This window comes from Micromonospora sp. WMMD730 (genome assembly GCF_049178955.1).
GTDB lineage: Bacteria > Actinomycetota > Actinomycetes > Mycobacteriales > Micromonosporaceae > Micromonospora > Micromonospora wenchangensis.
Genome location: NZ_JBMHML010000002.1, coordinates 3,489,792 through 3,515,026, shown reverse-complemented (window position 1 = coordinate 3,515,026; position 25,235 = coordinate 3,489,792). Strand labels below are relative to the sequence as shown.

23 protein-coding genes and 1 pseudogene are annotated in these 25,235 nt (G+C 73.4%); 11 read left to right on the top strand and 13 right to left on the bottom strand.

The window, feature by feature from the left end; genetic code table 11:
- Positions 1–75: 75 nt before the first annotated feature.
- Positions 76–699, top strand: coding sequence for a DUF1349 domain-containing protein (locus ACN265_RS15390; RefSeq protein WP_421408326.1), 624 nt, complete (start codon positions 76–78; stop codon positions 697–699).
- Here the strand turns inward: ACN265_RS15390 and prfH are convergent.
- The 4 genes from prfH to sthA all read right to left on the bottom strand — a co-directional run bounded on the left by prfH (position 659) and on the right by sthA (position 5,456).
- A complete protein-coding gene (gene prfH / locus ACN265_RS15385) occupies positions 659–1,333 on the bottom strand; it encodes a peptide chain release factor H (RefSeq protein ID WP_421408324.1) in 675 nt (224 codons plus the stop codon). The two genes, ACN265_RS15390 and prfH, sit on opposite strands and share 41 nt — an antisense overlap.
- Positions 1,330–2,496: an RNA ligase RtcB family protein gene (locus ACN265_RS15380; RefSeq protein WP_421408322.1), complete on the bottom strand. Its 1,167-nt coding sequence runs from the start codon at positions 2,494–2,496 to the stop codon at positions 1,330–1,332. Before ACN265_RS15380 ends, prfH begins: the two co-directional genes overlap by 4 nt.
- Before the next feature lie 200 nt (positions 2,497–2,696).
- Positions 2,697–3,908 carry an ROK family protein gene (locus ACN265_RS15375; protein ID WP_421408320.1) on the bottom strand — a complete coding sequence of 404 codons (1,212 nt, stop codon included), beginning with the start codon at positions 3,906–3,908 and terminating at the stop codon, positions 2,697–2,699.
- Positions 3,909–4,052: 144 nt separating this feature from the next.
- Positions 4,053–5,456 (bottom strand): Si-specific NAD(P)(+) transhydrogenase, encoded by a 1,404-nt coding sequence (gene sthA / locus ACN265_RS15370; protein WP_421408318.1) that lies wholly within the window; start codon positions 5,454–5,456, stop codon positions 4,053–4,055.
- A 230-nt stretch (positions 5,457–5,686) separates the two neighbouring features.
- Here sthA and ACN265_RS15365 point away from each other — a divergent pair, with 230 nt between their 5' ends.
- Both ACN265_RS15365 and ACN265_RS15360 read left to right on the top strand, forming a co-directional pair.
- A complete protein-coding gene (locus ACN265_RS15365) occupies positions 5,687–7,318 on the top strand; it encodes an LLM class flavin-dependent oxidoreductase (RefSeq protein ID WP_421408316.1) in 1,632 nt (543 codons plus the stop codon).
- A 198-nt stretch (positions 7,319–7,516) separates the two neighbouring features.
- Positions 7,517–7,654 carry a hypothetical protein gene (locus ACN265_RS15360; protein WP_357930531.1) on the top strand — a complete coding sequence of 46 codons (138 nt, stop codon included), beginning with the start codon at positions 7,517–7,519 and terminating at the stop codon, positions 7,652–7,654.
- 60 nt (positions 7,655–7,714) lie between these two features.
- Here ACN265_RS15360 and ACN265_RS15355 read toward each other — a convergent pair whose 3' ends face one another.
- Positions 7,715–8,743 (bottom strand): family 43 glycosylhydrolase, encoded by a 1,029-nt coding sequence (locus tag ACN265_RS15355; protein WP_421408314.1) that lies wholly within the window; start codon positions 8,741–8,743, stop codon positions 7,715–7,717.
- A 152-nt stretch (positions 8,744–8,895) separates the two neighbouring features.
- On the opposite strand from ACN265_RS15355, the gene ACN265_RS15350 reads away from it, so the two are divergent.
- Positions 8,896–9,768 carry an endonuclease/exonuclease/phosphatase family protein gene (locus tag ACN265_RS15350; protein ID WP_421408312.1) on the top strand — a complete coding sequence of 291 codons (873 nt, stop codon included), beginning with the start codon at positions 8,896–8,898 and terminating at the stop codon, positions 9,766–9,768.
- A gap of 122 nt (positions 9,769–9,890) precedes the next feature.
- Complete coding sequence (locus ACN265_RS15345; RefSeq protein WP_421408310.1) at positions 9,891–11,414, top strand: NAD(P)-binding domain-containing protein; 1,524 nt, start codon at positions 9,891–9,893, stop codon at positions 11,412–11,414.
- Here the strand turns inward: ACN265_RS15345 and ACN265_RS15340 are convergent.
- On the bottom strand, positions 11,409–12,698 hold the full coding sequence (locus ACN265_RS15340; RefSeq protein ID WP_421408308.1) for an RNA polymerase sigma factor: 1,290 nt from the start codon (positions 12,696–12,698) through the stop codon (positions 11,409–11,411). The genes ACN265_RS15345 and ACN265_RS15340 overlap by 6 nt on opposite strands.
- A gap of 10 nt (positions 12,699–12,708) precedes the next feature.
- Positions 12,709–13,110 carry a YciI family protein gene (locus tag ACN265_RS15335; RefSeq protein ID WP_420116388.1) on the bottom strand — a complete coding sequence of 134 codons (402 nt, stop codon included), beginning with the start codon at positions 13,108–13,110 and terminating at the stop codon, positions 12,709–12,711.
- Positions 13,111–13,234: 124 nt separating this feature from the next.
- Here ACN265_RS15335 and ACN265_RS15330 point away from each other — a divergent pair, with 124 nt between their 5' ends.
- From ACN265_RS15330 to ACN265_RS15320, 3 genes and pseudogenes are all read left to right on the top strand, one after another.
- Positions 13,235–13,441 carry a hypothetical protein gene (locus tag ACN265_RS15330; RefSeq protein WP_204924414.1) on the top strand — a complete coding sequence of 69 codons (207 nt, stop codon included), beginning with the start codon at positions 13,235–13,237 and terminating at the stop codon, positions 13,439–13,441.
- Between the two features lie 94 nt (positions 13,442–13,535).
- Positions 13,536–14,324: pseudogene (locus ACN265_RS15325) on the top strand (neutral zinc metallopeptidase); the annotation flags it as partial.
- 119 nt (positions 14,325–14,443) lie between these two features.
- Positions 14,444–15,091: an HAD family hydrolase gene (locus ACN265_RS15320; protein ID WP_204924412.1), complete on the top strand. Its 648-nt coding sequence runs from the start codon at positions 14,444–14,446 to the stop codon at positions 15,089–15,091.
- Positions 15,092–15,166: 75 nt separating this feature from the next.
- Here the strand turns inward: ACN265_RS15320 and ACN265_RS15315 are convergent, their stop codons facing one another.
- The 5 genes from ACN265_RS15315 to ACN265_RS15295 all read right to left on the bottom strand — a co-directional run bounded on the left by ACN265_RS15315 (position 15,167) and on the right by ACN265_RS15295 (position 21,802).
- On the bottom strand, positions 15,167–17,719 hold the full coding sequence (locus ACN265_RS15315; RefSeq protein ID WP_421408305.1) for an ABC transporter permease: 2,553 nt from the start codon (positions 17,717–17,719) through the stop codon (positions 15,167–15,169).
- Positions 17,719–18,486 (bottom strand): ABC transporter ATP-binding protein, encoded by a 768-nt coding sequence (locus tag ACN265_RS15310; protein ID WP_204924410.1) that lies wholly within the window; start codon positions 18,484–18,486, stop codon positions 17,719–17,721. The genes ACN265_RS15315 and ACN265_RS15310 overlap by 1 nt, the downstream gene beginning before the upstream one ends.
- A gap of 354 nt (positions 18,487–18,840) precedes the next feature.
- Entirely contained in the window at positions 18,841–19,572 is a 732-nt protein-coding gene (locus ACN265_RS15305; RefSeq protein WP_420116394.1) for a response regulator, read from the bottom strand.
- Between the two features lie 20 nt (positions 19,573–19,592).
- On the bottom strand, positions 19,593–20,786 hold the full coding sequence (locus ACN265_RS15300; protein WP_204924409.1) for a sensor histidine kinase: 1,194 nt from the start codon (positions 20,784–20,786) through the stop codon (positions 19,593–19,595).
- Between the two features lie 104 nt (positions 20,787–20,890).
- The gene (locus ACN265_RS15295; protein ID WP_204924408.1) at positions 20,891–21,802 is read right to left on the bottom strand and encodes a RecB family exonuclease; all 912 of its coding nucleotides are present in this window, start codon (positions 21,800–21,802) and stop codon (positions 20,891–20,893) included.
- 139 nt (positions 21,803–21,941) lie between these two features.
- On the opposite strand from ACN265_RS15295, the gene ACN265_RS15290 reads away from it, so the two are divergent.
- The 3 genes from ACN265_RS15290 to ACN265_RS15280 all read left to right on the top strand — a co-directional run bounded on the left by ACN265_RS15290 (position 21,942) and on the right by ACN265_RS15280 (position 24,706).
- Entirely contained in the window at positions 21,942–23,033 is a 1,092-nt protein-coding gene (locus ACN265_RS15290) for a site-2 protease family protein (protein WP_421411498.1), read from the top strand.
- 56 nt (positions 23,034–23,089) lie between these two features.
- Positions 23,090–24,052 carry a tRNA (adenine-N1)-methyltransferase gene (locus ACN265_RS15285; protein WP_357930556.1) on the top strand — a complete coding sequence of 321 codons (963 nt, stop codon included), beginning with the start codon at positions 23,090–23,092 and terminating at the stop codon, positions 24,050–24,052.
- Positions 24,053–24,133: 81 nt separating this feature from the next.
- Positions 24,134–24,706 (top strand): hypothetical protein, encoded by a 573-nt coding sequence (locus tag ACN265_RS15280; protein WP_088646669.1) that lies wholly within the window; start codon positions 24,134–24,136, stop codon positions 24,704–24,706.
- Between the two features lie 66 nt (positions 24,707–24,772).
- Here the strand turns inward: ACN265_RS15280 and ACN265_RS15275 are convergent, their stop codons facing one another.
- Positions 24,773–25,069 carry a ferredoxin gene (locus ACN265_RS15275; RefSeq protein ID WP_088646668.1) on the bottom strand — a complete coding sequence of 99 codons (297 nt, stop codon included), beginning with the start codon at positions 25,067–25,069 and terminating at the stop codon, positions 24,773–24,775.
- Between the last annotated feature and the right edge of the window lie 166 nt (positions 25,070–25,235).

Genomic DNA, 25,235 nt, shown 5'->3' with positions numbered 1-25,235 from the left:
CTGTCCCCGCGCTGCCCGTCACCCGGAGGGCCACCGGGGCGACGCGCGCTGGGGCCCCGGCAGATAATGGACACCATGACCACCACCTGGAACGTCCCGGGTCTGCCGTTCGCCCTGTCGCCGTCGCCCGAGGCGGCGTGGACGATCGCCGAGGCGGACGGCGTGGTGACCGGGTCGGCGGCCCCGCGCAGCGACATCTTCATCGACCCGGCGGCGGGCGATCCGGCCGCCGGGTCGACGCTCGACGCGGCGACCCTGCTCGGCCCGCCCCCGGACGGCGACTTCCAGTTCAGCGCCCGGGTCACCGTGGACTTCGCGGCCACCTACGACGCCGGGGTGCTGCTGCTCTGGATCGACGAGCGGCACTGGGGCAAGCTCTGCTTCGAACTCTCTCCCGACGGCGAACCGATGATCGTCTCGGTGGTCGCCCGGGGCGTCGCCGACGACGCCAACGCCTTCGTCGTCGACGCCCGCACAGTCTGGCTGCGGGTCTCCCGGATCGACCACGCGTTCGCGTACCACGCCTCGGTCGACGGACGGACCTGGCGGATGGTCAGGTACTTCGGCATCGACGGCGCGGCCACCGCCGCCACGATCGGCCTGGAGGCGCAGTCACCCACCGGCGACGGCTGCCGGGTCGTCTTCGACGACCTCCGCTTCACCCGCGACCGGCTGACCGACCTGCGCGACGGCTCCTGACCCGGGTGCCGGTCGCGCCGGGCGGGTGGGGACGTTCGACCCGCACGGCGTCGCCCCGGACGAGTTCGTCGTGCAGGCGTCGGCGGGCGGCGGTGACGGCGCGGCCGGCACGCGCGTCGTCCTCGGCGAGGCGCTGCCGCAGCAACCGCAGGGCGGCGGCGCGGTTGAGACCGAACTGCCGTTCGGTGTCGACCACGACGACGGTGCCGGAGGGACGGTGGGTCGCCCGCGCCGCCGTGCTCACCTTGTTCCGGTGCTGACCCCCCGGTCCACCGGTCCGGCAGGCGACGACATGCACGTCGGCCTCGACGAACGCCGTGGTCGGGGTGTCCACCCGGCACGGTCGGGCGGTGACGTACCAGTTCTTCCGGCCGGTCGTCGGCCGGTACGGGCTGGGCGCCTGCCAGCACAGGGTGCCCGTCCACCCGGCGGCGAACGTCGCCACGTCGGGCCCGTCGAGCCGGACCACGACCGACCGGTAGGTGCCCGGTCGGTCGCCGGCGACGGACTCGACCCGGTGGCTGTCCACCCGGTGCCGGGCGGCGTCGGCAGTCAACCGGTCCAGCAGCCGGGCCACCGCCCAGGCGCACTCCTGGGGGCCGCGCCCGGCGGACAGGAGCAGGTGGACGCTCATTCCCGAACCCGCCGACGCCCGTCCCGGTGGGTCGGCCCGGGGTCGGGCGTCTTGTAGGTGACCAGCGGGAGGGTGCTCGCCACCGGGGTGGCCAGGTCGTGCGCGACGAGGTCGGCGACCACCTGCTCGATGCGCTTGTAGGCCGTCGGCGCCTCCTCGAACAGCAGTTGCCGGTCGCCGCACACCACCAGCGAACCCACCGGCGTACGCCGCAACTGCGCGACGGTGTGCTTGGCCCGGCCCCGGCGCAGCGCGTCGGCGCGGGACATCTTGCGACCCGCGCCGTGGGCCACGGAGTGGTTGGCCGTCGGGCCGGCGTGCCCGGCCACGAGGTACGACGGGGTGCCCCGGGTGCCGGCGACCAGCACGTCCCGGCCGTCGCCCGGGGCCGCCCCCTTGCGGTGCAGGTATTCGCCGTCGCGGACCTCGACCAGGTTGTGGCACTGGTCGACGACCGGCTCGGTGGGCGCGGCCCCCAGGGCGTGCGCGACCCGGGCGGCCAGCATCCGCCGGTTGAGCGCGCCCCAGCGGACCGCCTCGTCGTGCCGGGCCAGGTAGCCGGACGGGTCGGGGGCCGGCCCCGCGCCGTGCGCCCCGGTGTGTGCCCGCAGGATCCGCTCGCCCAGGCCCCGCGACCCGCTGTGCACGATGAGCACGAGGTCCCCGGCGGCGAGCCCGAGCCGGTCCGCGTGGTCCGCCGCGAGGACGGTATCGATCCGGGCCAGTTCGACGAAGTGGTTACCCCGTCCGACCGTGCCGAGCCCCTCGACGTGACCGGCGGGTGGCCCGCCGGGCGCGACGGCCCAGGCCGGGTCGTCGGGGTCCGGCGACCGGTCCAGGTCCGGGAACCGGGCGGCGATCCGTTCGGGTACGGCCCGCTTGAGGCCGATCGGGAAGACGGCGATGCCGCACCCGATGTCGGAGCCCACCAGGTGCGGGTAGAGCACGGTCGAGGCCATCGCCGCGCCGATCGGGGCGCCCTTGCCCGGGTGCAGGTCGGGCATGGCGGCGACGTGCCGCATGCCGTCGAGGGCGGCCACCTGGTGGCACTGCCGGACGGCGTCGGACTCGATCCAGCTCTCGGGGGAGGCGAAGACGGTGACGGTGGCCGTGGCCGTGGCCGGCGACGGGGACGGGGACGGCAGGGAACGCTGTGGGGACACGGACGCTCGTTTCGGGTGACGGGAACGACGGACGGCACGCGGCGGCACGATGGCAGCCGGCGGCACGATGGCTCGTGGCGACGCCACGGCGTGCGGCGGCGCGGCACGGGCGTGCGGGGTGCGGGGGTGTCCGTCAGTACGTCATGCCCGTCAGCCTGGCCCACCGGACCGCTTCCGCCAACCGGTTTTCGGTCGGCCGCTCAGCCGACCGGCGTCCCCAACGGGTCGGCGAGCAGCCGGGTGAAGCCGAGCTCCGCCGCGCCGACCAGGGTGGCGTCGTCACCGAGTGCGGACACCCGCAGCTGTGCCCGGGTACGCGAGACCGGCAGGACGTTGACGGCGATCCGCTCCCGTACGTGCGCCGCCGATCCCCGGTACACCTCCCGCAGCATGCCGCCGAAGATCACCATGCCGGGGTTGAACAGGTTGATCACGTTCGCCACCCCGATGCCGAGCCAGTCGCCGACGGTCCGCAACGCCTCCCGGGCTGCCGGGTCGCCGCGGTCCGCCGCGTCGACCACCTCCCGGACCGCGCCCCGGCCGATCCGGTCGGCGGGCCGACCCGCCGCGTCGAGCAGCGCCCGCTCGCCGACCTCCGCCTCCAGGCAGCCGCGCGAACCACACCCGCACGGTCTGCCGTCGTACGGGTTGACCAGCATGTGACCGACCTCGGAGCCGTACCCGCCGTCGCCGCCGAGCAGGTCGCCACCGACGATGATCCCGCCGCCGACCCCGACGTCGCCGTGCAGGTAGACCAGGTTGTCCACCCCGACACCCACCCCGCGCTGGTGCTCGGCCACCGCGCCCAGGTGGGCCTCGTTGCCGACCAGGACCGGCAGCCCGAGATCGAGCCGGTGGGCCAGCTCCGCGCCGAACGCCTGGTCCACCCAGCCCATGTCCGGCCCGAAGCGGACCATCCCGTCGCCCGGCCGGATCATCCCGCAGTACGACGCGCCGATCCCGACGCAGGTCGCCCCCGACGTCGCCGTGGCGTGCAACTGCCGCCCGAGGTCGGCCAGCACCCGTACGACGGTGTCCAGGTCGGCGCCCGCGCGGGCCCGGTGCGCCTCGCGGCGGTCCTGGATCGCCCCGCCCAGCCCCACCCGGGCCGCGACCAGCCGGTCCACCGCGATGTCGAAGGCGAGCACGTACACCCGGTCGCCGGCCGGCCGGACCACCAGGGACGGCCGGCCGGCCCGCCCGGTCAGCTCGGGGAAGTCCTCCCGTACCAGGCCGGCCGCGACCAGGTCCGTGGTGAGCGCCAGGACCGTGCTGCGGTTGACGCCCAGCCACTCGGCCAGCCCGGCCCGCGACACCGGGCCGCCGAGATGCACCCGCCGCAGCAGCGCCCCGAGGCTCCGGCGGCGGCTGTCACCCGGCGACTGCCCGTCCACGGTGGGACTTCTCGGCATCACGCGGCGGGCCCTGTCGATCGGCGGTTGGCTACCCGTCGAGGGTAGTGGCGACGACGACCGTCGGCCACCTCGCGTACCCGGCCGGTGACCGTGCCCACGGTCTGCCGCGGACCCGACGTCGGGCCCGCGGCAGACCGTGGCTCACCCCTCGATCCGGGTGATGTTGCGGATCTTGTTGGACGCGTCCAACGCGGCGACCTTGTACGCCTCGGACAGGGTCGGGTAGTTGAAGACCGTGTCGATCAGGTAGTCGACCGTGCCGCCGCAGCCCATCACCGTCTGCCCGATGTGGACGATCTCGGTCGCGCCGGTGCCGAACACGTGCACCCCGAGCAGCCGGCCGTCCTGCGGCGACACGAGCAGCTTCAACATGCCGTACGAGTCGCCGACGATCTGTCCCCGGGCCAGCTCGCGGTAGCGGGCGACGCCGACCTCGAACGGGGTGGCGCTGTTGGTCAGCTCCTCCTCGGTCTTGCCGACGAAACTGATCTCCGGGATCGTGTAGATCCCGATGGGCTGCAGCTCCTGGAGTTCGCGCACCGGCTCCCCGCAGGCGTGCAGCGCCGCCATCCGGCCCTGCTCCATCGACGTGGACGCCAGCGCCGGGAAGCCGATCACGTCACCGACCGCGTAGATGTGCTCGACGCTGGTGCGGTAGTGCTCGTCCACCGCGATCCGGCCGCGCGCGTCGGCCTCCAGCCCGGCCGCGTCGAGGGCCAGGTCGTCGGTCTGCCCCTGCCGGCCGGCCGAGTACATGACCGTGTCCGCGACGATCTTCTTGCCGCTCTTGAGGACGCACAGCGCGGCCGTCTCGTGCTTCTCGACCGCCGCGACCTCCTCGCCGAAGCGGAACGTCACCGACAGGTCGCGCAGGTGGTACTTGAGCGACTCGATGATCTCCTCGTCGCAGAAGTCGAGCATCCCGTCACGGCGTTCCACCACGGTCACCTTCGTGCCGAGCGCGGCGAACATGGACGCGTACTCCATGCCGATCACGCCCGCGCCGACCACCACCATGCTGCGCGGCACGGCCTGGAGGTTGATCACCCCGTCGGAGTCGACGATCGTCCGGTCGTCGAAGTCGACGCTGTCCGGCCGGGCCGGGCGGGTGCCGGCGGCGATGACGATCTTGTCGAAGGTGATCTTCGACTCGTGCCCGGAGCCGCCGTCCACCCAGATCGAGTGCGGGTCGGCGAACCGACCGGTGCCGGTGATCAACGCGACCCGGTTGCGGGCGAGCTGGTTGCGGATGACGTCGGTCTGCCGGCTGATCACGTGCTGCGTCCGGGCGGCCAGATCACCGACGGTGATCTCCTCCTTGACCCGGTAGCTGCTGCCGTACAGATCCCGCTGGCTCAGGCCGGTGAGGTAGAGCACGGCCTCCCGCAGCGTCTTGGAGGGGACGGTGCCGGTGTTGATGCACACCCCACCGATCATGTCGCGGCGGTCCACGATACCGACCCGCCTACCGAGCTTCGCGGCGGCGATCGCCGCCTTCTGACCGCTGGGCCCGGAGCCCAGCACCAACAGGTCGTAGTCATACACGGCTCCTAGCCTCGCAAGCGGCCGCAAGATGTGCCACTCGTGGTCGTCCCGGTGGCCGTGCACCTCACCGTCGACGTGTGATCGCACCGGCACCGCCCCGGGCGACCCGAAACCCGCGACCGCCCGGCGGGTCGGCGCAGGTCAGCGCTACGGTGGGCCGGTCGCCCACCCTGCCGGGCCGCCGGGGCGACGCCGGGAACGCGACGAGGGGACCAGGTGACGGCAGCGTCATGACCGACTACGGACACGAGCTGCTGTTCGGCGGCTTCCTCACCCCCGACGCCCGGCAGCCGGAGCAGGTCGTCGCCCGCGCCCGGCTCTGCGAGCAGGCCGGCCTGGATCTCGTCACCTTCCAGGACCACCCCTACCAGCCGGGTTTCCTCGACACCTGGACGCTGATGTCCTACCTGGCGGCGGCGACCAGCCGGATCAGGCTGGCCGGCAACGTGCTCAACCTGCCGCTGCGGCAGCCGGTGGTGCTGGCCCGCAGCGTCGCCAGCCTCGACCTGCTCAGCGGCGGCCGGGTCGAACTCGGCCTCGGCACCGGCGCGTTCTGGGACGCCATCGAGGCCAACGGCGGTCGACGGCTCACCCCCGGGCAGGCGGTGGACGCCCTCGACGAGGCGATCCGGATCATCCGGGAGGTGTGGGCGGCCGACCGGCGCGGCGGGGTACGCGTCGACGGTGAGCACTACCGGGTGGTCGGCGCGAAACGCGGCCCCGCCCCGGCACATCCGGTGGGGATCTGGGTCGGGGCGTACAAGCCGAGGTTGCTGCGGTTGGTGGGACGGACGGCGGACGGCTGGCTGCCGTCGCTCGCGTACCTGCCGAACGGGCCGGCGGACCTGGCCGGGCTCAACGCGCTCGTCGACGAGGGCGCGGCGGCGGCCGGGCGGGACCCCGCCGAGGTGCGGCGGTTGCTGAACGTCTCCGGCCGGTTCACCGGTACCGGTGCGGGCTTCCTCGACGGCCCGCCCCGGCAGTGGGTGCGGGAGCTGACCGACCTGGTGCTGGAGCACGGCACCTCCGGGTTCGTCCTCGGCACCGACGACCCCGCCAGCATCCAGCTCTTCGCCCAGGAGGTCGCCCCGGGCGTCCGTGAACTGGTCGCCGCCGAACGGGCCGGCTCGACCGCCCCCGCCGCCGCGCCGCCGGGGGAGCTGACCGGGCCGGCGGGGGACACGACGGAGCCGACCGGTACGGCGGGAGCGGCGCAGGAGCGGCGGGAGACCCTCCGGGTCGGTAGTGTCGCGGGACTCGCGGTCACCCCCACCCCCGCACCGCAGGTACGGCACAGCGACCACCGGCTCTGGGACGAGTCGACCCGCCCCGTCGCCCCGCCCGCCCCGACCGGGCACGTCTACTCCCCGCAGGCCCAGGCCGTCGGTGGGCACCTGGTCGACGTGCACGACCACCTGCGTCGGGAACTGGGCGAGATCCGCGACCTGCTCGACCAGGTCCGCCGGGGGGCGGTCTCCGCCGGCGACGCCCGGGGCGTGCTCAACCGGATGACCCTGCGGCAGAACAACTGGACGCTGGGCGCGTACTGCGCCGCCTACTGCACACTCGTGACCCAGCACCACGGGTTGGAGGACGACGCGATCTTCCCGCACCTGCGACGGGCCGATCCGGGGCTGGTCCCGGTGATCGACCGGCTGGAGCAGGAACACGTCGTCATCCACGAGGTCGTCGAGGGCGTCGACCGGGCCCTGGTCGCGCTGATCGGGGACCCGGGGCGGCTCACCGGCCTGCAGCAGGCGGTGGACGTGCTCACCGACACCCTGCTGTCCCACCTGTCCTACGAGGAGGAGAACATCGTCGAACCCCTGGCCCGGTACGGGTTCTACCCCGGCCAGCTCTGACCCCGCGCCGGCCAGCGGGTGCCCGGTCCGGCCGGGACGCGCCGGTCCGGCCGGGTGGGACGCGCAGTGGTCGCCGGGTGACGGCGTTCGGACCGCCGTGCCATAATTCCGGTGGCGCCCGCGGTTGTCACCGCCGGGCCCGGGGGGCCGCCTCCGCAGCATGCGGACGGCGGGGGATACCTACCCCCGGAGGCCACAGTGGATCACCCCTCTCTCGTCGACCTCGTCGATCTGCTCGACGGCCTGTTGCAACTGGGTGCCGCCGCGCTCAGCCTCGCCGCCGCCGTCGTGGTCGCCCGCACCACCGGCCGGTCGGGCCGCCAGCGTGACGACTGACCGGCGTCCACGGTCACCTCGCCCGGCGACCGATGGTGGTCGCCGGGCGAGGCGGCCGGGTCAGAGGAACGCGCCGACCCGGGGTGTCGCACCGTCCCAGCGGAAGACCGCCGCGTACAGCGCGCGGCGGGCGTCGGCGGGCAGCGAGCCGTCGGCCCGTTGCCGGCAGGGGGTGGTCCCGCCGCAGACCCACCCGTGCAGGAACAGCCGCTGCTCGTCGTCGACCAGGGCGGGGACGAGATCCGCGCCTCCCGGGCCGCAGATCCCGGTGCCGGACGTGGTGAGCAACGAGTGCTCGGTCCTGCCGTGGAAGTCCCACCGGTCGGTGGAGGTCAGGTAGACGGTGGCGTAGCTGCAGTTGTCGTAGCCGTACCGGGAGGCGAACAGCACGAACGTGGAGCCCCGCTGCCGCAGCACCGGGTTCTCGATGATGCCGGTGCTGCGGACCAGTTCACCACTGGCGTTGCCGACCCAGCGGGTGCCGGTGTCGTCGAGCCGCAGCATCCGGATCGACGACGGCGTCTGCTGCGTCTTGTAGAGCACGAACCGCTTGCCGTCGGCGTCCTCGAACGGGGACGGGTCGATCACCCCGGCGGCGGCGACCGGCCGCCCCGCCACCACGTCGTCAGCTCCGTGCGCGCCACCCGGGCAGACCAGCGGCGCGGTGCCGACCGGCGTGTACGGCCCGCCGACGGCCTCGGAGGTGGCGGCCCCGATGCACCGCTGCCCGTTCTTGCCCTTGGCGGGCAGTGAGTAGTAGAGCACCCACCCGGTGGCGGTACGGACGGCGTCGGGGGCCCACACCGCGCCGTTCTCGGCCCAGTCCGGTACCGACCCGAGGGTCGTGCCGAGGGTGCTCCACGGCCCGGACGCGGTCTCACCCCGGTGGGCCGGGGCGCGGGTGCCGGTGGCGAACACGACGAAGCTGTCGTTGTGCCGCACCACGCCGGGATCGGCGATCCCACCCGAGGGGGCGTACACCGGTTGCGGGGTGGCGGCTGCGGCGGGCGCGGCGACGGTGCCGGTGCCGGTGACGACCGTCACCGCGACGGCGATCAGCGCCGGTCGCCAGGTCCTTCGTGGGTGCATGGATTCTCCCCGGCAAGAGCAATTCACTACGGACAATGCGCCTCCGTTGTCCGGAAGGTGAAACTAAGCTACCGTGCCGGAGTTGCCAAAGTAACCTTCCTTCACGGCCGGATCGTGTCGCGCCGGCCGTCGGCGTTCGGGAAAGGACAGCCATGGCAGGCGGAAAACGATGGTCGGTGCGGGGTGCGGGTGCCCTCGTCGGCGCGGCGGTGCTGCTGGTGAGCCTGGTGCCGGCCACGCCCGCCGCCGCGAATTCCACCTTCCAGGCGGCGACCCTGAACATCCTCAACGAGCTGAACCAGGCCGACTTCGTCCACGACCTGGAGCTGATCACCGCGAAGGCGGACCTGGTCGGGCTCAACGAGGTCGGCAACCGCAAGGCGTACCTGAAGGACTGGGCGGCGGACAACGGTTGGTGGCTGTACGCGCCCGAGCCGACGCAGGCGGCCAACGAGGCGCTGCTGGCCCGCAAGAGCATGTTCGACGTGCTCGACAAGGGGTCGAACTTCGTGTGCGACACCAACGGGCCCGGCGAGGTGCCGCCGGCCCGCTACAACAACTGGGTCCGCTACCGCCACAAGGCGACCGGGCGCAGCGTCTACCACCTCAACGCGCACGCCAACGCGAGCATCGAGAACAACGGCCAGCCCGAGGACCTGCCCCGGACCGCCTGCGCCGAGCAGCAGTTCCAGGCACTGAAGAACCTGGCAGCCGCCAAGAAGGACTCCGGCCAGGTCATCGTCAGCGGCGACCTGAACGTCGACTTCAGCGCCGACCGGGCGTACGGGTACCAGAAGTTCCCCTGGAAGGTGTTCGAGGCCAACGAGCTGCCGAACCTGCGGTCCTGTTACAACCTGTACGGCGAGAAGGGGAACGGGACGCACGGCAACCGGCACATCGACTACATCTACTTCTGGAAGCGCGTCGAGGAACACCGCGAGATGTGGATGACCGACTACTCCATCGTCGGCGGCACCAACTCCGACCACAACGGCGTCGTGGCGGCGTTCAGCATCTCGTCGTAGCCACCGGCGCCGCGCCGCCTTCCCGGCGGGCCCCACCGCCGACGCCGGCCGTCGACCATTGACACCTATCGTGATCCACTTCATCGTCGGAGCAACCGCCTCCGCGTCGAAGGGCTCGCCTGATGGTCGACACCGCACACACGTACGTCATCGTCGGAGCGGGGCCCGCCGGCCTGCAGCTGAGTTACCACCTTCAGCAGCAGGGCGCCGACTACCTGACGTTCGAACGTGGCGCCGAGCCCGGGGGCTTCTTCCGGCGGTTCCCGCGCCACCGCCGCCTGAACTCCGTCAACGCGGTGCACACCGACAGCAGCGACCCCGGGATCCGACTGCGGTGCGACGGGAACTCGCTGCTCAACGACGACCCGGAGCTGCTGTTCCCGAAGTTCAGCCAGGAGTACCTGCCGGCCGCCGACGACCTGGTGCGGTACCTCGCCGAGTTCCAGCGCATCCACCAGCTCCGGGTCCGCTACGGCACCACCGTCGAGCAGGTCTCCCGGGAGGACGACGGGTTCACCGTCCGCACCGACCGGGGGGTCGTACGGGCGCGGTGCCTGGTCGTGGCGACCGGCTGGGGCCGGCCGTTCGTGCCGGACATCCCGGGCATCGAGCACGCCACCGGTTACGAGGAGATGGACGTCGACCCCGACCGGTACACCGGCAGGCGGGTCCTGATCATCGGCAAGGGCAACTCGGCGTTCGAGACCGCCTCGTCGATCCTGGGCAGGGCGTCGGTGGTGCACCTGGCGAGCCGCCGGCCGCTGCGGCTGGCCTACGACACCTGGCACCCCGGCGACGTCCGGGGCCGGCACGGCGCGATCCTCGACAGCGACCGGTTCACGCCACTGCACGCGGTGCTCGACTGCACCATCGACGCGATCCGACCGGTCGACGGCGGGTTCCGCGTCTCGATCACCGACACCCACGCCCCGGGCGAGACCGTCGAACTCGACTACCACGAGGTGCTGCGCTGCACCGGCTTCCGGATGGACACCTCCCTGTTCGACGCCTCCTGCGCGCCGGACATGATGCGCGACGGCCGGCTGCCGGGCCTGCGCCCCGACTGGCAGTCGAGCAACGTCGACGACCTGTACTTCGCCGGCACCGTCGCCCAGGCGCGGGACGTGCGGCACGCCGCGTCGCCGTTCATCGACGGCTTCCGCTACAACCTGCGTACCTTCACCCGGCTGCTGCGGGAGCGCTACGACGACGTGCCGCTGCCCGCCGCCACCACGTCGGGCGAGCCGGCCTCGCTGACCACGGTGATGCTGGACCGGGTCAACGGGAGTCCGGCGCTGTGGACCCAGTCCGGGTACCTCTGCGACGTCTTCGTCCGCGACGACGCCACCGGGGACTTCCGGCACCACGAGGACCTGCCGGAGGACTACGCCGTGCCGCGGTTCGCCGACTCCTCCCACTGCTACACCCTGGCCCTGCGCCGGGGCCGCGCCGACGGGTCCGACACCGACCGACGCCCGACCCGGGCCAGCGCCGTCATCCACCCGGTGCTCCGGCGGTACCGCCACGGCGAACTGGTGGCCGAGCAGCACCTGCCGGGGGATCTGCTGGCCGGGTGGCGGCGGCCGGACCGGCACGTGGAGCCACTGGTCCGCTTCCTCGGCAGGGACCTCGCCGACGGATCATGATCCCGTCGGACGGTCCGCGGGCCCGGCCCGTCCACCGTCGCCCGGCCCACCGTTCCCGGCGTCGGTCAGCCGGGTCAGCCGGCCGTACAGATAGCGCTGGCGGGGCAGGCTGGTCGAGCGGCGGGCCGCGTGGGCGTACGCCGTCCGGGCCTCGGCGAGGTTGCCGCAGCGTTCCAGCAGGTGCGCGCGGGCCGCGTGCCGTCGGGGGTCGTCGCCGACGCGGGGGTCGTCGGCCAGCGCGTCGAGCAGGCGCAGCCCGGCGGCGGGACCCCGGGCCATCGCCACCGCCACCGCGTGGTTGAGCGCGACCACCGGGTTGTCCGACATCCCCAGCAGCACCCCGTAGAGGGCCTCGATCTGTGCCCAGTCGGTCGCCTCGACGCTCGCCGCCTCGTCGTGCACCGCCGCGATCGCCGCCTGGAGCTGGTAGGGCCCGACGTCGCCGCGCGGCAGCACCGCGCTGACCAGGGCCACCCCCTCGGCGATCTGGTCGGCCCGCCAGCGGCTGCGGTCCTGCTCCGCCATGGGCACCAGCTCACCGTCCGGGCCCACCCGGGCCGGCCCCCGGGCGTCGGTGAGCAGCATCAACGCCAGCAGCCCGGTCACCTCCGGATCGTCGGGCAGCAGCCGGCGCAGCAGCCGGGTCAGCCGGATCGCCTCGGTGGACAGGTCCACCCGGCGCAGGCGCGGGCCGGTGGTGCTCGCGTACCCCTCGTTGAAGATCAGGTAGAGCACCTGCCGGACGGCGTCGAGCCGGGCTGCGCGCTCGTCGGCGTCGGGCAGCGCGAACGGCAGCCCGCTGTCGCGGATGCGCTGCTTGGCGCGGGTGATCCGGCGGGTCATGGTCGCCTCGGGCACCAGGAACGCCCGCGCCACCTCGGCGGTGCCCAACCCGCCGACGGCGCGCAGGGTCAACGCCACCTGGGCGGCCGGCGGCAGCGCCGGATGGCAGCACAGGAACAGCAGCACCAGGCTGTCGTCGCCCGGCTCCCGGTGGTCGGCCGCCGGGGCGAGCCACCGTAGCGCCCGGCCGGCGTCGTCCTCCCGCCGCCGCCGGGCCTGCTCGGCGCGGAGCAGGTCGGTCAGCCGCCGGGCGGCCACGGTGACCAGCCAGCCCCGGGGCTGCTCCGGCAGCCCGTCGACCGGCCAGCGGGTCGCGGCGGCCAGCAGCGCCTCCTGGACGGCGTCCTCGGCGGTGCCGAAGTGGCCGTACCGGCGGACGACCGCGCCGAGGACCTGCGGCGCGAGCACGCGCAACAGGTCCTCGACGGTGGACGGTCCCATGGCGACCGGGTCAGCCGTCCAGGTCGTCGATGCCGTCGGCGACCGGTCGTACGTCGACGTATCCGCCCTCGGTGTCCGGGTCGACGAACCGGGCGGCGATCTCGGTGGCCCGGTCGAAGCTGACACAGTCGACGACGGTGAACCCGGCCAGCACCTCCTGCGTCTCCGGGTACGGCCCGTCGGTGACCACCGGCGCGCCCTGCCGCAGCCGCACCCGCCGGGCGTGCACCGGCGCGGTCAACCCCTGCCCGTCGACCAGCTCACCGGATTCGGCCAGTTCCTGGTGCACCGCCGCCATGTGTTCGTGCATCGCGGCGACCTGCTCCGGCGTCATCGGCGGTTGCGCCCCGGGACGGCCGGCCATGGCGTCGTAGTCGCGCTGCGAGCCGTACAACATGATCATGTATTTCATGGTTCTCCTCTCGGCCGCGGGATGCGGCCGGACATCCGGGACGTCGGAGCCGCCGGGCCGATCCGGACACCGGGCCCGAGGCTAACCCCCGGGACGGGTGGTGGCGGTCACCTACCGTGGTCCCATGACGACGATGTGGCTCGTGGTCGGCGTGGCGGCCCTGGTGATGATCGGCACGGTCGGCTGGGTCGCCTGGCGCGACCGGGCCCGCACCGTCGGGGCCGAGGACCGCACCGCCGGGCGGGACGCCCAGGCCAGACAGCACCGGTACGAGGCGGAACGCCACTTCGCCCAGAACGACACGATCCACCGGGGACAGGAGCACCACTGACCGTCCGGCCGGGCCGACCCGGCTCACCCATGGTCAACGGGACGCCGGCCGGGCATGATCGTTCCACGGTCGGGGTACCACCGATCGCAGGACCGGCACGCCTGGGAGGCACACGGTGACGGCAGGCTCGCGACGCCGCTCGCACGGACCACTGCTCGCCGCGCTGACGGCGCTGGTGGTGGCGGTCGGCTGCGCGGCCGGCGGGGTGGGGGAGAGCGGCCCGCAGGAACCCCGGGAACCGGCCCCCCGGCAGTCGTCGCGCCCGGCTGCCCCGGCCTCACCGGAGGCGGAGACCACCCGCGCCGACGGCACCACCAGCGTGGCCGAGTTCAAGAGCGACATCGACGACGCCGTCACCATCGCCGAACGCTACTGGGGCGCCCAGTTCCGCTCCTCCGGCCAGGAGTTCCGCCCGATCAGCCGGATCGTGCCCTACCAGCGTGAGGGTGAGATCTCCTGCGGCGGGCAGGCACTGCCGCGCAACAACGCGGTCTACTGCTCCCAGGGCGACTTCATCGCCTACGACGTCAACTGGTCGGTGGCGGCGTTCCGGCAGGTCGGTGACGCGTTCGTGTTCTACCTGCTGGGCCACGAGTACGCCCACGGCATCCAGATCCGGCTCGGCATCCGCGCCAACTTCACCATCCAGCAGGAGCTGCAGGCCGACTGCATGGCCGGGGCGTACCTCGGCGACTCCGTCCGTGACGGCACCCTGAGACTCGACGCCGGTGACCTCGACGAGTTCCGGGAGGGGCTGCTCGCCGTCGGCGACGACCCCGACCAGCCGTGGTTCGCCGAGGGTTCGCACGGCACCGCCGAACAGCGCACCGACTGGTTCTTCCGCGGCTACGAGCGGTCCCTGGACGCCTGCAACCTGCGCTGAGGAGCAGGTCACGTCCGACCGGTACGGCGGCACGCGTCCCGGGCCGGGCTGGCAGGATCGCCCGGAGACCACCCGCGAGCGCCAGGAGGATTCCGCTGAGCAGCCCACACCCCGCCGCCGTGCTCTTCGACATGGACGGCACCCTGGTCGACAGCGAGAAGCTGTGGGACGTCGCCCTGCACGAGTTGGCCGCCGAGTACGGGGGCACGCTCACCGGCCCGGCCCGGCGGGCGATGATCGGCACCGCGATGGCGGCGTCGATGCGCATCCTCCACGACGACCTCGGTCAACCCGAGCGGGACCCGCAGGTCAGCGCGGAGTGGATCAACGCGCGGATCCTGGAGCTGTTCCGCACCGGGCTGCGCTGGCGGCCGGGTGCGTTGACGCTGCTGCGGGCGGTACGCGCCGCCGGCATCCCCACCGCGCTGGTCACCTCCAGCGGCCGGCCGCTGGTCGAGGTGGCCCTGGACACCCTCGGCCGGGACAGCTTCGACGCCGTGGTGTGCGGCGACGAGGTCGACTCGGCCAAACCGCACCCCGAGCCGTACCTGACCGCCGCCCGGCTGCTCGACGTGCCGATCGGCCGCTGCGTGGCGATCGAGGACTCGCCGACCGGGGTGGCCAGCGCGCTCGCCGCCGGTGCGGCGGTGCTGGCCGTGCCAGCGGAGGTGCCGGTGCCGCCGACCGACGGCGTACACCAGGTGGAGAGCCTGACCTCGGCGGACCTGGAGCTGCTGGCGGCGCTGCTCGGCGAGCCACCCGCCTGAGCTCCCGGGCGGGCCCGCGCGGCCACGACGAGGGGGGTCCCGCCGGTCGGCGGAACCCCCCGAGGTCGGACGGGATCAGTCGTGCGCGATCGCACCCAGCACGTTGATCCGGGCCGCCCGCACCGCCGGCAACACCGCCGCCACCACGCCGATGATGGCCGCCAGCAGCAGGAACAGCCCCATCTGACCCCACGGCAGGATCAGGTCGGTGATGCCGTCGTCCTTGAGCGCCCGCACCACCGCGGCACCGAGACCGACACCCACCACGATCCCGAGCAGCGCCCCGAAGACCGAGATCACCACCGCCTCCACGGTGATCATCCGCATGGTCTGCGCCCGGCGCAGCCCGATCGCCCGCAGCAGGCCCAGCTCGCGGGTCCGCTCCAGCACCGACAGGGCCAGGGTGTTCACGATGCCGAGCACCGCGATCACGATCGCCAGCGCCAACAGGATCTGGATCATCGTGAGCAGGCTGTCCAGCGAGCCGGTCTGCTGCTCGATGAACGCGTCCCGATCGGCCACCGACACCTCCGGGCTGTCGGCCAGCAGCGCCTCCACCTGCGGCTGCACGTCGGCCACCCGGGTGCCCGGAGCCAGCTGGATGAACCCCTGGTTGGGCTTCGGGATGGCGAAGTCCTTCACCGCCTGCGGCGGCAACTGCACCGGGCTGGTCAGCTCGGAACTCTCGTAGATGCCGCTGACCGTGTAGGTGCGCGGCTCACCTCGGGAGGCCTGGACGGTCACCGTCGAGCCGACCGAGATGTTGCGGGACCGGGCGGCGTCGGAGCTGAACAGCATCTGGTCCGGGCCGAGCCGGCTGATGTCACCGGCGGTCGTCTTGGCCCCGAAGATCCGCTGCAACGCGGTCACGTCGCTGGACGCGGCCAGCCAGGTGACCTTCCCGTCGACCATTCCCATGTCGCCGTACTCGCCGTCGGCCATCTGCACACCGGGCAGCGCCGCCACCTTCGTCAGCACCGCCGGGTCGAAGCTCGCCGGCCGCGGACCGGTCGTCGACCCCGAGATCACCAGCTCGGCCTTGATGGTGTCCTGGGCCAGCGCGCCGATGCTGCCCTTCGCCGAGTCCAGGATCACCGTCACCCCGGTCACCAGGGCGATGCCGACCATCAGCGCCGCCGCCGTGATCGCCGTGCGGCGCGGGTTGCGGCCGGAGTTCAGCCGACCCAGCTTGCCCGGCACCGACCAGGCGAAGATCGCCCCCAGCAGGGACACCACCGGGCGGCTGATCAGCGGCGTCAGCAGCGCCACCCCGATGAAGGCGAACAGCACCCCGCCCAGGATGACCGCCAGCGCGTTGTCCCCGGCGTTGTCGCTGAGCCCGAGGAACAGCAGCACCGCGCCGATCCCGGTGATCACCCCACCGGTCACGGTGATCCGGGTCAGCGGCCGGTCCGGGTTGGCCACGTCCTGCATCGCCGCGATCGGCGGGATGCGCGCGGCCCGCAGCGCCGGCAGCAGCGCCGCCACCACCGTGATCAGCAGGCCGACCGCGAACGAGCCGATCACCGCCGACGCCGGGACGCCGATGCCGGCCAGCGTCAATCCACCGGCCAGGTTGCCGAAGACGTACGCCAGCAGCGCGCCGATGCCGATGCCGGCGCCCAGCCCCAGCACCGAGGCGATCAGGCCGATCGCCACCGCCTCCAGCACCACCGAACCGATGATCTGCCGGCCGCTGGCCCCGATCGCCCGCATCAACGCCAGCTCCCGGGTCCGCTGCGCCACGATGATCGAGAAGGTGTTGAGGATGAGGAACGTGCCCACCAGCAGCGCGACGGCCGCGAAGCCGAGCAGGATCTTGTTGAAGAAGGACAGCCCCTCCTTCAGGCTCGCCGAGGCGTCCGCCGACAACTGCTCGCCGGTCTTGACCTCGAAGCCGTCGCCGAGCGTCCGGGCCACGTCGTCGCGCAACTCCGCGTCGCCGACCCCGGCGGCCGCCCGTACGGTGACGTTGGTGAAGGCGTCCCGCTCGCCCAGCAGCAGCCGCTGCGCGACAGGCGTGGTGAAGGCGATCTCGTTGACCCCGCCGATCGAGTCCCGGTCACCGCTGTAGCCGAAGACCCCGACCAGGGTGAAGGTCTGCTTCGGCACCAGGGGGGTCAGCACCCCGACCCGGTCGCCGACCTTCACCTTGGCCGCCTGGGCCAGCGCCGCGTTGACGACGATCTCGTCGTCGGCCCGGGGCTCCCGGCCCTCCCGCAGCTTCACCAGGTCGCTCTCGCCCCGCCAGTTCGCCCCGAGCTGCGGCGGCCCGAACGACGTGACCACCTTGCCGTTGCTGCCGATCAGCTGGGCCCCGTCGGTGGTGACCACGCCGGTGGCCTCGGCCACCCCGGGCACCCCGGCGATGCGCTGCACCGTCGCCGCCGACACCGTGGTCGGCACCTGCTCGCCCTGCATCTCGCTGAGCGCCACCTTCGGCTTGCCGGCGACGTTGACGTCGATGCCCTCGTACGCGTCGGCGAAGACCGCGTCGAACGAGCGGCCCAGCGTGTCGGTGAGCACGAACGCCCCCGAGACGAACATGACACCCAGCACCACGGCCAGGCCGGACAGCAGCAGGCGCACCTTGCGCGCCAGCAGACTCTTGAGGGTGGCCCGCAACATCAGCCGGCCACCTCGACCAGGGTGTCCAGCTTCTTCATGGTGTCCAGCACCGTGTCGGCGGTCGGCTCGATCAGCTCCGAGACGATCTGCCCGTCGGCCAGGAAGACCACCCGGTCGGCGTACGCGGCGGCGGTCGGGTCGTGGGTGACCATCACGATGGTCTGCCCGTGCTCGCGGACCGAGTTGCGCAGGAAGTTGAGCACCTCCGCGCCGGAACGGGAGTCCAGGTTCCCGGTCGGCTCGTCGGCGAAGATCACCTCGGGCCGGGCGACCAGCGCCCGCGCGCAGGCGACCCGCTGCTGCTGGCCACCGGAGAGCTGCGCGGGCCGGTGCCCCAGCCGGTCCCGCAGGCCGACGGTGTCGATCACCGTGTCGTACCAGGCCGGGTCGGGCTTGCGACCGGCGATCGACATCGGCAGCAGGATGTTCTCCTGGGCGGTGAGCGTGGGCAGCAGGTTGAACTGCTGGAAGATGAAGCCCACCTTGTCCCGGCGCAGCTTCGTCAGACCCGAGTCACCCAGCCCGGTCACCGTGGTGTCGCCGATCTGCACCGTGCCCTTGCTGACCGAGTCCAACCCGGCCAGGCAGTGCATCAGCGTCGACTTGCCCGAGCCCGACGGGCCCATGATCGCGGTGAACCTGCCCCGCTCGAACTCGGCGCTGACCCCCCGTAGCGCGGCGACCTGCGCCTCGCCGGTGCCGTACACCTTCCACACGTCGTTCGCCCGGGCCGCGGCCTGCGCATGCTGGCCTACCGTCGCGGTCACGTCATCTACCTCTTCCGTCTGGCTGTGTGTGCCCCCACCGCCCCCGCTGGTCGGTGGGGTCGATCCCATCCTCGGTGCCGCTCGGCGCGGATCCGTCCGACCACGGACTGACCCGGCGCGGATTTCCCGCTGCGGGTCGGCCCGGAGAACGGCTCAGGGTTGTCCCTGATCCGGCGACCGGTCGTGCCACCCCACCCTGCGGCGGGGCCCCGACACCGACGTCAGGATCTGACGCCACGACACGGTCAACCGCGCCGCGCCGCCTTTCGTCACGGTAGGTGAGCGCGGCAACGCTGCCGTCCCCCCACCGGCCTCACCCTGGGTACGCCCCGAGGGGCATCCGGTGCCGCCCGGCTACGCCTTGGGGCGGACCAGCCCCGACTCGTACGCCAGCACCACCGCCTGCACCCGGTCGCGCAGCCGCAGCTTGGTCAGCACGTGCCCGACGTGCGTCTTGATCGTCGTCTCGCTGACCGACAACGCGGCGGCGATCTCCGCGTTGGACAACCCCCGGGCCACCTGGACGAGCACCTCCCGCTCCCGCTCGGTCAACGTGCCCAACGCCTTCGGTGGGCTCGCCGCCGGGTCGGGCAGCACGGTGGCGAACCGGTCCAGCAGCCGCTTGAGGATGCGCGGCGCCACCACCGCCTCCCCGGCGGCCACCGTCCGGATGGCGGTGACCAGGTCGTCGGCCGGCACGTCCTTGGCCAGGAAACCGCTCGCCCCGGCCCGCAACGCCCCCACCACGTACTCGTCGAGGTCGAAGGTGGTGAGGATGAGCACCCGCACCGGCAACCGCGCCTCGACGATCGCCCGGGTCGCGGCCACCCCGTCCATCCGGGGCATCCGGATGTCCATCAGCACCACGTCGGGCAGCAGCCGCCGGGACAGCTCCACCGCCTCCTGACCGTCCCCGGCCTCGGCGACGATGTCGAGATCGTCCTCGGTGCCCAGCACCATCCGGAACCCGGTGCGCAGCAACGGCTGGTCGTCGGCGAGCAGGATCCGCACCGGCCGTCCCGGCGGGCGCGCGGCGGCCCCACCGTCCGGCGCGGACGACGGGGGGCTGCCGTACGTCTGGCCCATCTGCTGTCCCCGTTCCCCCGTCACGCCGGGACCGTCCCGGCCGGTTCCACCGGAATTCTCGCGTACACCCGGAAGCCGCCACCGGCCCGTGGCCCGATCCGCAGGGTTCCACCGTAGAGGGCCACCCGTTCGCGCATGCCGACCAGTCCGTGCCCGATCCGGTCGGGCCCCGGCTCCGGCCCCCGCCCCGTGTCGGTGATCTCCACGGTCAGACCGCCGCCGTCGACGCCCAGCCGGACGGTCGCGGTGGCCGACCCGGCGTGTTTGAGCGCGTTGGTCAACGCCTCCTGGGTGATCCGGTACACCGTCAGCGAGACACCCTCGTCGACCGTCGGCACCGGGTCCGCGACCTCCAGGACGACCGGTAGCCCCGCCTCGCGTACCTGCTCCACCAGCGCGGTGATGCCGGCCAGGCCGGGCTGCGGGGTGAGGTCGGCGGCGGGCTCCGCGTCGGTCCGCAGCACGTCCAGCAGCCGGCGCATCTCCCGCAGCGTGACCCGGCTGGTGTCCTCGATGGTGGCGATCGCCTCGTCGGCGGCGGCCAGGTCCCGGTGCAGCACCCGCCGGGCCCCGGTGGCCAGCACCCCCATCACGCTGACGTGGTGGGCGACCACGTCGTGCAGTTCCCGGGCGATCCGACGCCGCTCGTCGGCCACCGCCTGCTCGGCCAGCGCCCGCTGGTTGTCCTCGGCCGCCCGGGCCCGCTCCCGCAGGACCCGCAGCGAGGTGCGCCGGGCGCGCACCGCCCGCCCCACCGCGTAGGCGAGCAACGCGGTGAGCAGGTTGTTGAGCACCAGGTACGCCGGACCGACGTCGAGCCCGGTGTCCAGCGGGGTGAGCACGTTGAGGGCGGCCACCGGCACCCAGAGCAGCACCGTGGCCGCCACCGCCGTAAGGGCCGCCCGGTGCACCGCCATCGTGTACGTCAGGACCAGGAACGTCAGGCTCTGCGTGGTCGGGGCGTGCCCGAGCACCGCCGGCACGGCCAGCGTGGCCAGCGCCGCCCCCACCGCCGGCCACGGCGCGGCCCGGCGCAGCGCCACCGGTGCCGCGCACAACCCGCTCCAGGCCAGCATGGACGGCAACTGCCGGGGCCAGAACTCGCGCGGGGTGAGCAGGACGAAGGCGACCTCGACCAGCACCAGCGCGGCGGCGAACAGGACGTCACCGGCCAGCGGCCGGCGCACCCACCACCGCTCGGGTCCCTCGGTCATACCGCGACGCTAGCCGCCTGCCGGGGCGTCCGGTCGTCGCCGACGGTGAACCTCGTCTCCTCCTCACGGATGAGCCGATCTCCACCCGCCGGTGACGGCGGGCGCTACTCGTCGGCGCCCGGGGCGGCCGGACGGGACCGGGCGTCGCGCAACGGGTCGGCCGCCCCGGCCCGCTCGGGGAACGGCGGCGGGGTGCCGCCGAAGGCCGGGCAGTGCGCCTGGTGGTTGCACCAGTCGCAGAGCCGGCTCGGCCGGGGGCGGAAATCCTGCCGCGCGGTGGCCTGCTCGATCGCCTGCCAGAGCGCCACCACCGTCCGCTCGAACCGCAGCAGCTCGTCGGCGTCGGGGGAGTAGTCGCAGACCTCGGCGTCCTTGAGGTAGAGCAGGCGCAGCACCCGCGGCACCACACCCCGGGTCCGCCACAGGACGAGCGCGTAGAACTTCAACTGGAACAGCGCCCGCGCCTCGAACGCCTCCCTCGGCGCGCCGCCGGTCTTGTAGTCGACCACCCGCAACGCCCCGTCGGGGGCCACGTCGAGCCGGTCGAGGTAACCCCGGATGAGCAGCTCGTCGTCGACCACCGCGGAGATCAGGCTCTCCCGCTCGGCGGGCTCCAGCCGGCGTGGGTCCTCCACCGCGAAGTAGCCCTCCAGCAGGGCCGCCGCCGACCGGAGGAACTCGGCGGTGCCCGGCTCGTCGCCCGGGTCGAACAGGCCGGCCAGCTCGGGCTGCCCGGTGACCAGCCGGTCCCACTGCGGGCCGACGAGGTCACCGGCGGCCTGCGGGGTGCGCCCGTCCGCCGGCAGGTCGAACAACCGTTCCAGCACCGCGTGCACCAGGGTGCCCCGGGCCTGCTCGACGCTGGGCCGCTCGGGCAGCCGGTCGATGCTGCGGAACCGGTAGAGCAGCGGGCAGGTCTTGAAGTCGGCCGCCCGTGACGGCGACAGCGAGGCCCGGACCGTGGCGGGCAGCGCCGCCGGAGGATGCTGCTGGTCGATCACCGGTTCCGCCGTCATGCCCCGAAGGTTAGGACACCGGTCTGACAGGGTCGTGCTCGCCGCACCGGGCATGATCGGGTCGGCGCGTAGCATCGGGGCGGTGGAGTCCCGTCCCCGCCCGCCGCGTCGGCCCCGCAGCGGACTGACCGTCGGCCGGGTGTTCGGGGTGCCGCTGCACCTCAACGTGTCGATGCTGCTGCTCACCCTGCTGGTGACCGTCACCTACGCCGAGTTCGCCCGGGACCGGCTCGGCCTGTCCCCGCTCGGCGGCTACCTCATCGGCCTCGGCTTCGTGGTGTCGCTGCTCGGCTCGGTCCTGCTGCACGAGCTGGGGCACGCGCTGACCGCCCGCCGTTACGGCATCGGTGTGCGCGGGATCACCCTGGAACTGCTCGGCGGCTACACCGAGATGGACCGGGACGCCCCCACCCCCCGGGTGGAGCTGCTGGTCTCGCTGGCCGGCCCGGCCGTCTCGGCGCTGCTCGGCGGGCTCGCCGTGGCCGCCACCCTGGCCACCCCCGACCACACCCTGGCCCACCAGCTCGCCCTGCAACTGGCGTTGAGCAACGTCATCGTCGCCGTGTTCAACGTGCTGCCCGGCCTGCCCCTGGACGGCGGCCGGGCGCTGCGCGCCGTGCTGTGGCGGATCACCCGCGACCGGCACCGGGCCACCGAGGTCGCCGGCTGGGTCGGGCGGGCCGTCGCGGTGGGCACCGCCGGGCTGGTCGTGCTGCTCACCGTCCAACGGGTGCTGGTGCCGTTGGCGCTGCCCTTGATGCTGCTGGTCGCGGTCACCCTCTGGCGGGGCGCCGGGCAGTCGATCCGGTACGCCCGGATCAGCCGCCGGGTGCCGCTGCTCGACCTGGGCCGGCTGGTCCGTCCGGTCGTCGCCGTCCCCACCGGCACGCCGCTGGCCGAGGCGCAGCGCCGGCACGCCGAGCAGGGACCACCCGGGTCCGCCGTGCTGGTGGTCGACGGCGCGGGCCGGCCGGTCGCCCTGGTCGACCCGGCGGCGGCGGAGGCCGTACCGGTGGGCCGGCGGCCCTGGTTGGGGGTGGACGCGGTGGCCCGGCCGCTGGCCGCGTTGCCGGCGGTGCCCCTCGGTCTGGACGGCGAACGGCTGATGGCGGCCGTGCAGGCCCACCCGGGCGCGCGGTACGTGGTGACGTCAGGCGAAGATGTGGTCGGCGTTCTGCACATCGCGGATCTCGCCCAGGTCCTCGAACCCACACGGAAGATGAACAGGTGACCGCAGCACATCCCCCCGCCCTCCCGGCCCCCGACGGCACACCGACGTCCACCGCCGTGGCGGAACTCCCCCCGGTGCACCGGGGCCCCTTCCGTCCGGGTGACCGGGTGCAGTTGACCGATCCCAAGGGGAGGATGCACACCGTCACCCTGGAGCACGGCAAGGAGTTCCACACCCACCGGGGCATCCTGGCGCACGACGCGCTGATCGGGCAGCCCGACGGCAGCGTGGTCAGCACCGCCGGCGGCGGGACGGCGTTCCTGGCGCTGCGTCCGCTGCTGTCGGACTACGTGCTGTCGATGCCGCGCGGCGCCCAGGTGATCTATCCGAAGGACTCGGCACAGATCGTCGCCATGGGCGACATCTTCCCCGGGGCCAAGGTGCTGGAGGCCGGCGCCGGCTCCGGGGCGCTGAGCTGCTCCCTGCTGCGTGCCGTCGGCACCGGCGGTGAGCTGCACTCCTACGAGGTGCGCGACGACTTCGCCCAGATCGCCCGACGCAACGTGGAGGCGTTCTTCGGCGCGCCGCACCCGGCCTGGCGGTTGCACGTCGGCGACGTCGCCGACTGCCCGGAGACCGGTTTCGACCGGATCATCCTGGACATGCTCACCCCGTGGGAGACCCTCGACATGGTCGAGCGGGCGCTGCTGCCCGGCGGCGTGTTCATCGGCTACGTGGCGACCACCCCGCAGCTGTCCGAGCTGGTCGAGGCGCTGCGCGAGCGGGGCGGCTGGACCGAGCCGCGGGCCTGGGAGTCGCTGGTGCGCGACTGGCACGCCGAGGGGCTCGCCGTCCGGCCCGACCACCGGATGATCGCGCACACCGCGTTCCTGGTGTCCGCGCGTAAGCTCGCTCCGGGCGTCACCGCGCCGCCGCGCCGCCGCAAGCCCAGCAAGGGCGCGGAGGCGTACGCCGAACGCAAGCAGGCGCTGCGGGAGGCGGCGGCGGCCCGGGAGGCGGCGGCGCAGGCCACCGCCGCCGCGTCGGCCGCCGGAGCCGACGGGCAGGACCTGCCGTGACGGCGGATCGGAGCGGCTGGGCGTGAACGGGCAGAACCCGACGGCCGGTGCGGGCCGACGGTGTGACCGCGGGGAGTGGGCATGAGTCGGCCGGGCTTCGGCGGCGGTGAGCTGCCGGCCGTGTTTCCCGACTGGTCGCCGTACCAGGACCTGGAATCGGCGGCGCGGGCCTACCTGCGTGACCCGGACATCGCCCTGGAGGCGTTGGGCGGGGTGCTGCGGGGTGCCTCGGTGCTCGGCTTCACCCTGGAACGCTTCGTCAACGAGGTCAACGGGGTGTGGCAGGAGGTCGTCGTCTGCGACGGCAGCCGGCTGGTGCTCTGGCACGGCGAGGACGTGCCGCCGGGGGAGGGGCCGCCCGGGTCGATGACGTCGTCGCTGCGGGTGGTGCCGGTCTCCACGGTCACCGAGGTGGGTTGCCGGCGGCGGCTCACCCGGGCCGAGAACGGCGAGGTACGGGTGGACAGCATCGACGTCTACCTGCTGCTCACCTCGCTGGACGAGGCCCCACCCGGCGACGAGATGGTCGGCGCGCCCCGGCACGACGCGCTGCGCTTCGGCAAGACCCTCGACGACGGCGGGGCCGGCCAGATCGCCCGGCTGGAGGAGTTCGCCCGGCTGGTCGCCTCGGTGGTCGGCCGCCCGCTGCTGTGACGCCGCGACCGGGCCGTGGGCGACGCCGGAGCGGCCCCGGCCCGGGGCCGTCCAGTCGTCCCCGGCTCAGTCGTCCTCGGCCTCGGGACCGGCGACCTCGACGCCGTCGCTGCCGCGCACCACGTGGATGCACTCACCCGGGCACTCCTTCGCGGAGTCGATCACTTCCAGCCGCAGGTGTTCCGGCACGTCGACCCGGCTGCCGGGGGCGAGCCGCAGCTCACCGTCGACGCCCTTGACGTACGCCAGGCCGTCGACGTCGAACTCGAAGACCTCCGGCGCGTACTGCACGCAGAGCCCGTCACCCGTGCAGAGGTCCTGGTCAACCCAGACCTGCAACTGGTCGGTAGCGACGTCGGTCACCCGGCACCCCCCATGTTCTCCCGTCCCACTCCCCGACGGTACCCGAACGGCCGGACCTGCCCCTCAGGCGTCCCTGGCGATCAAGGTTCGGTGACGAGGGCGTTGCGTGGGACCGAATCGGCCTCATAGCGGCTAGTGTTAGGGCAGAACGTTCAAGCCCCCCGGG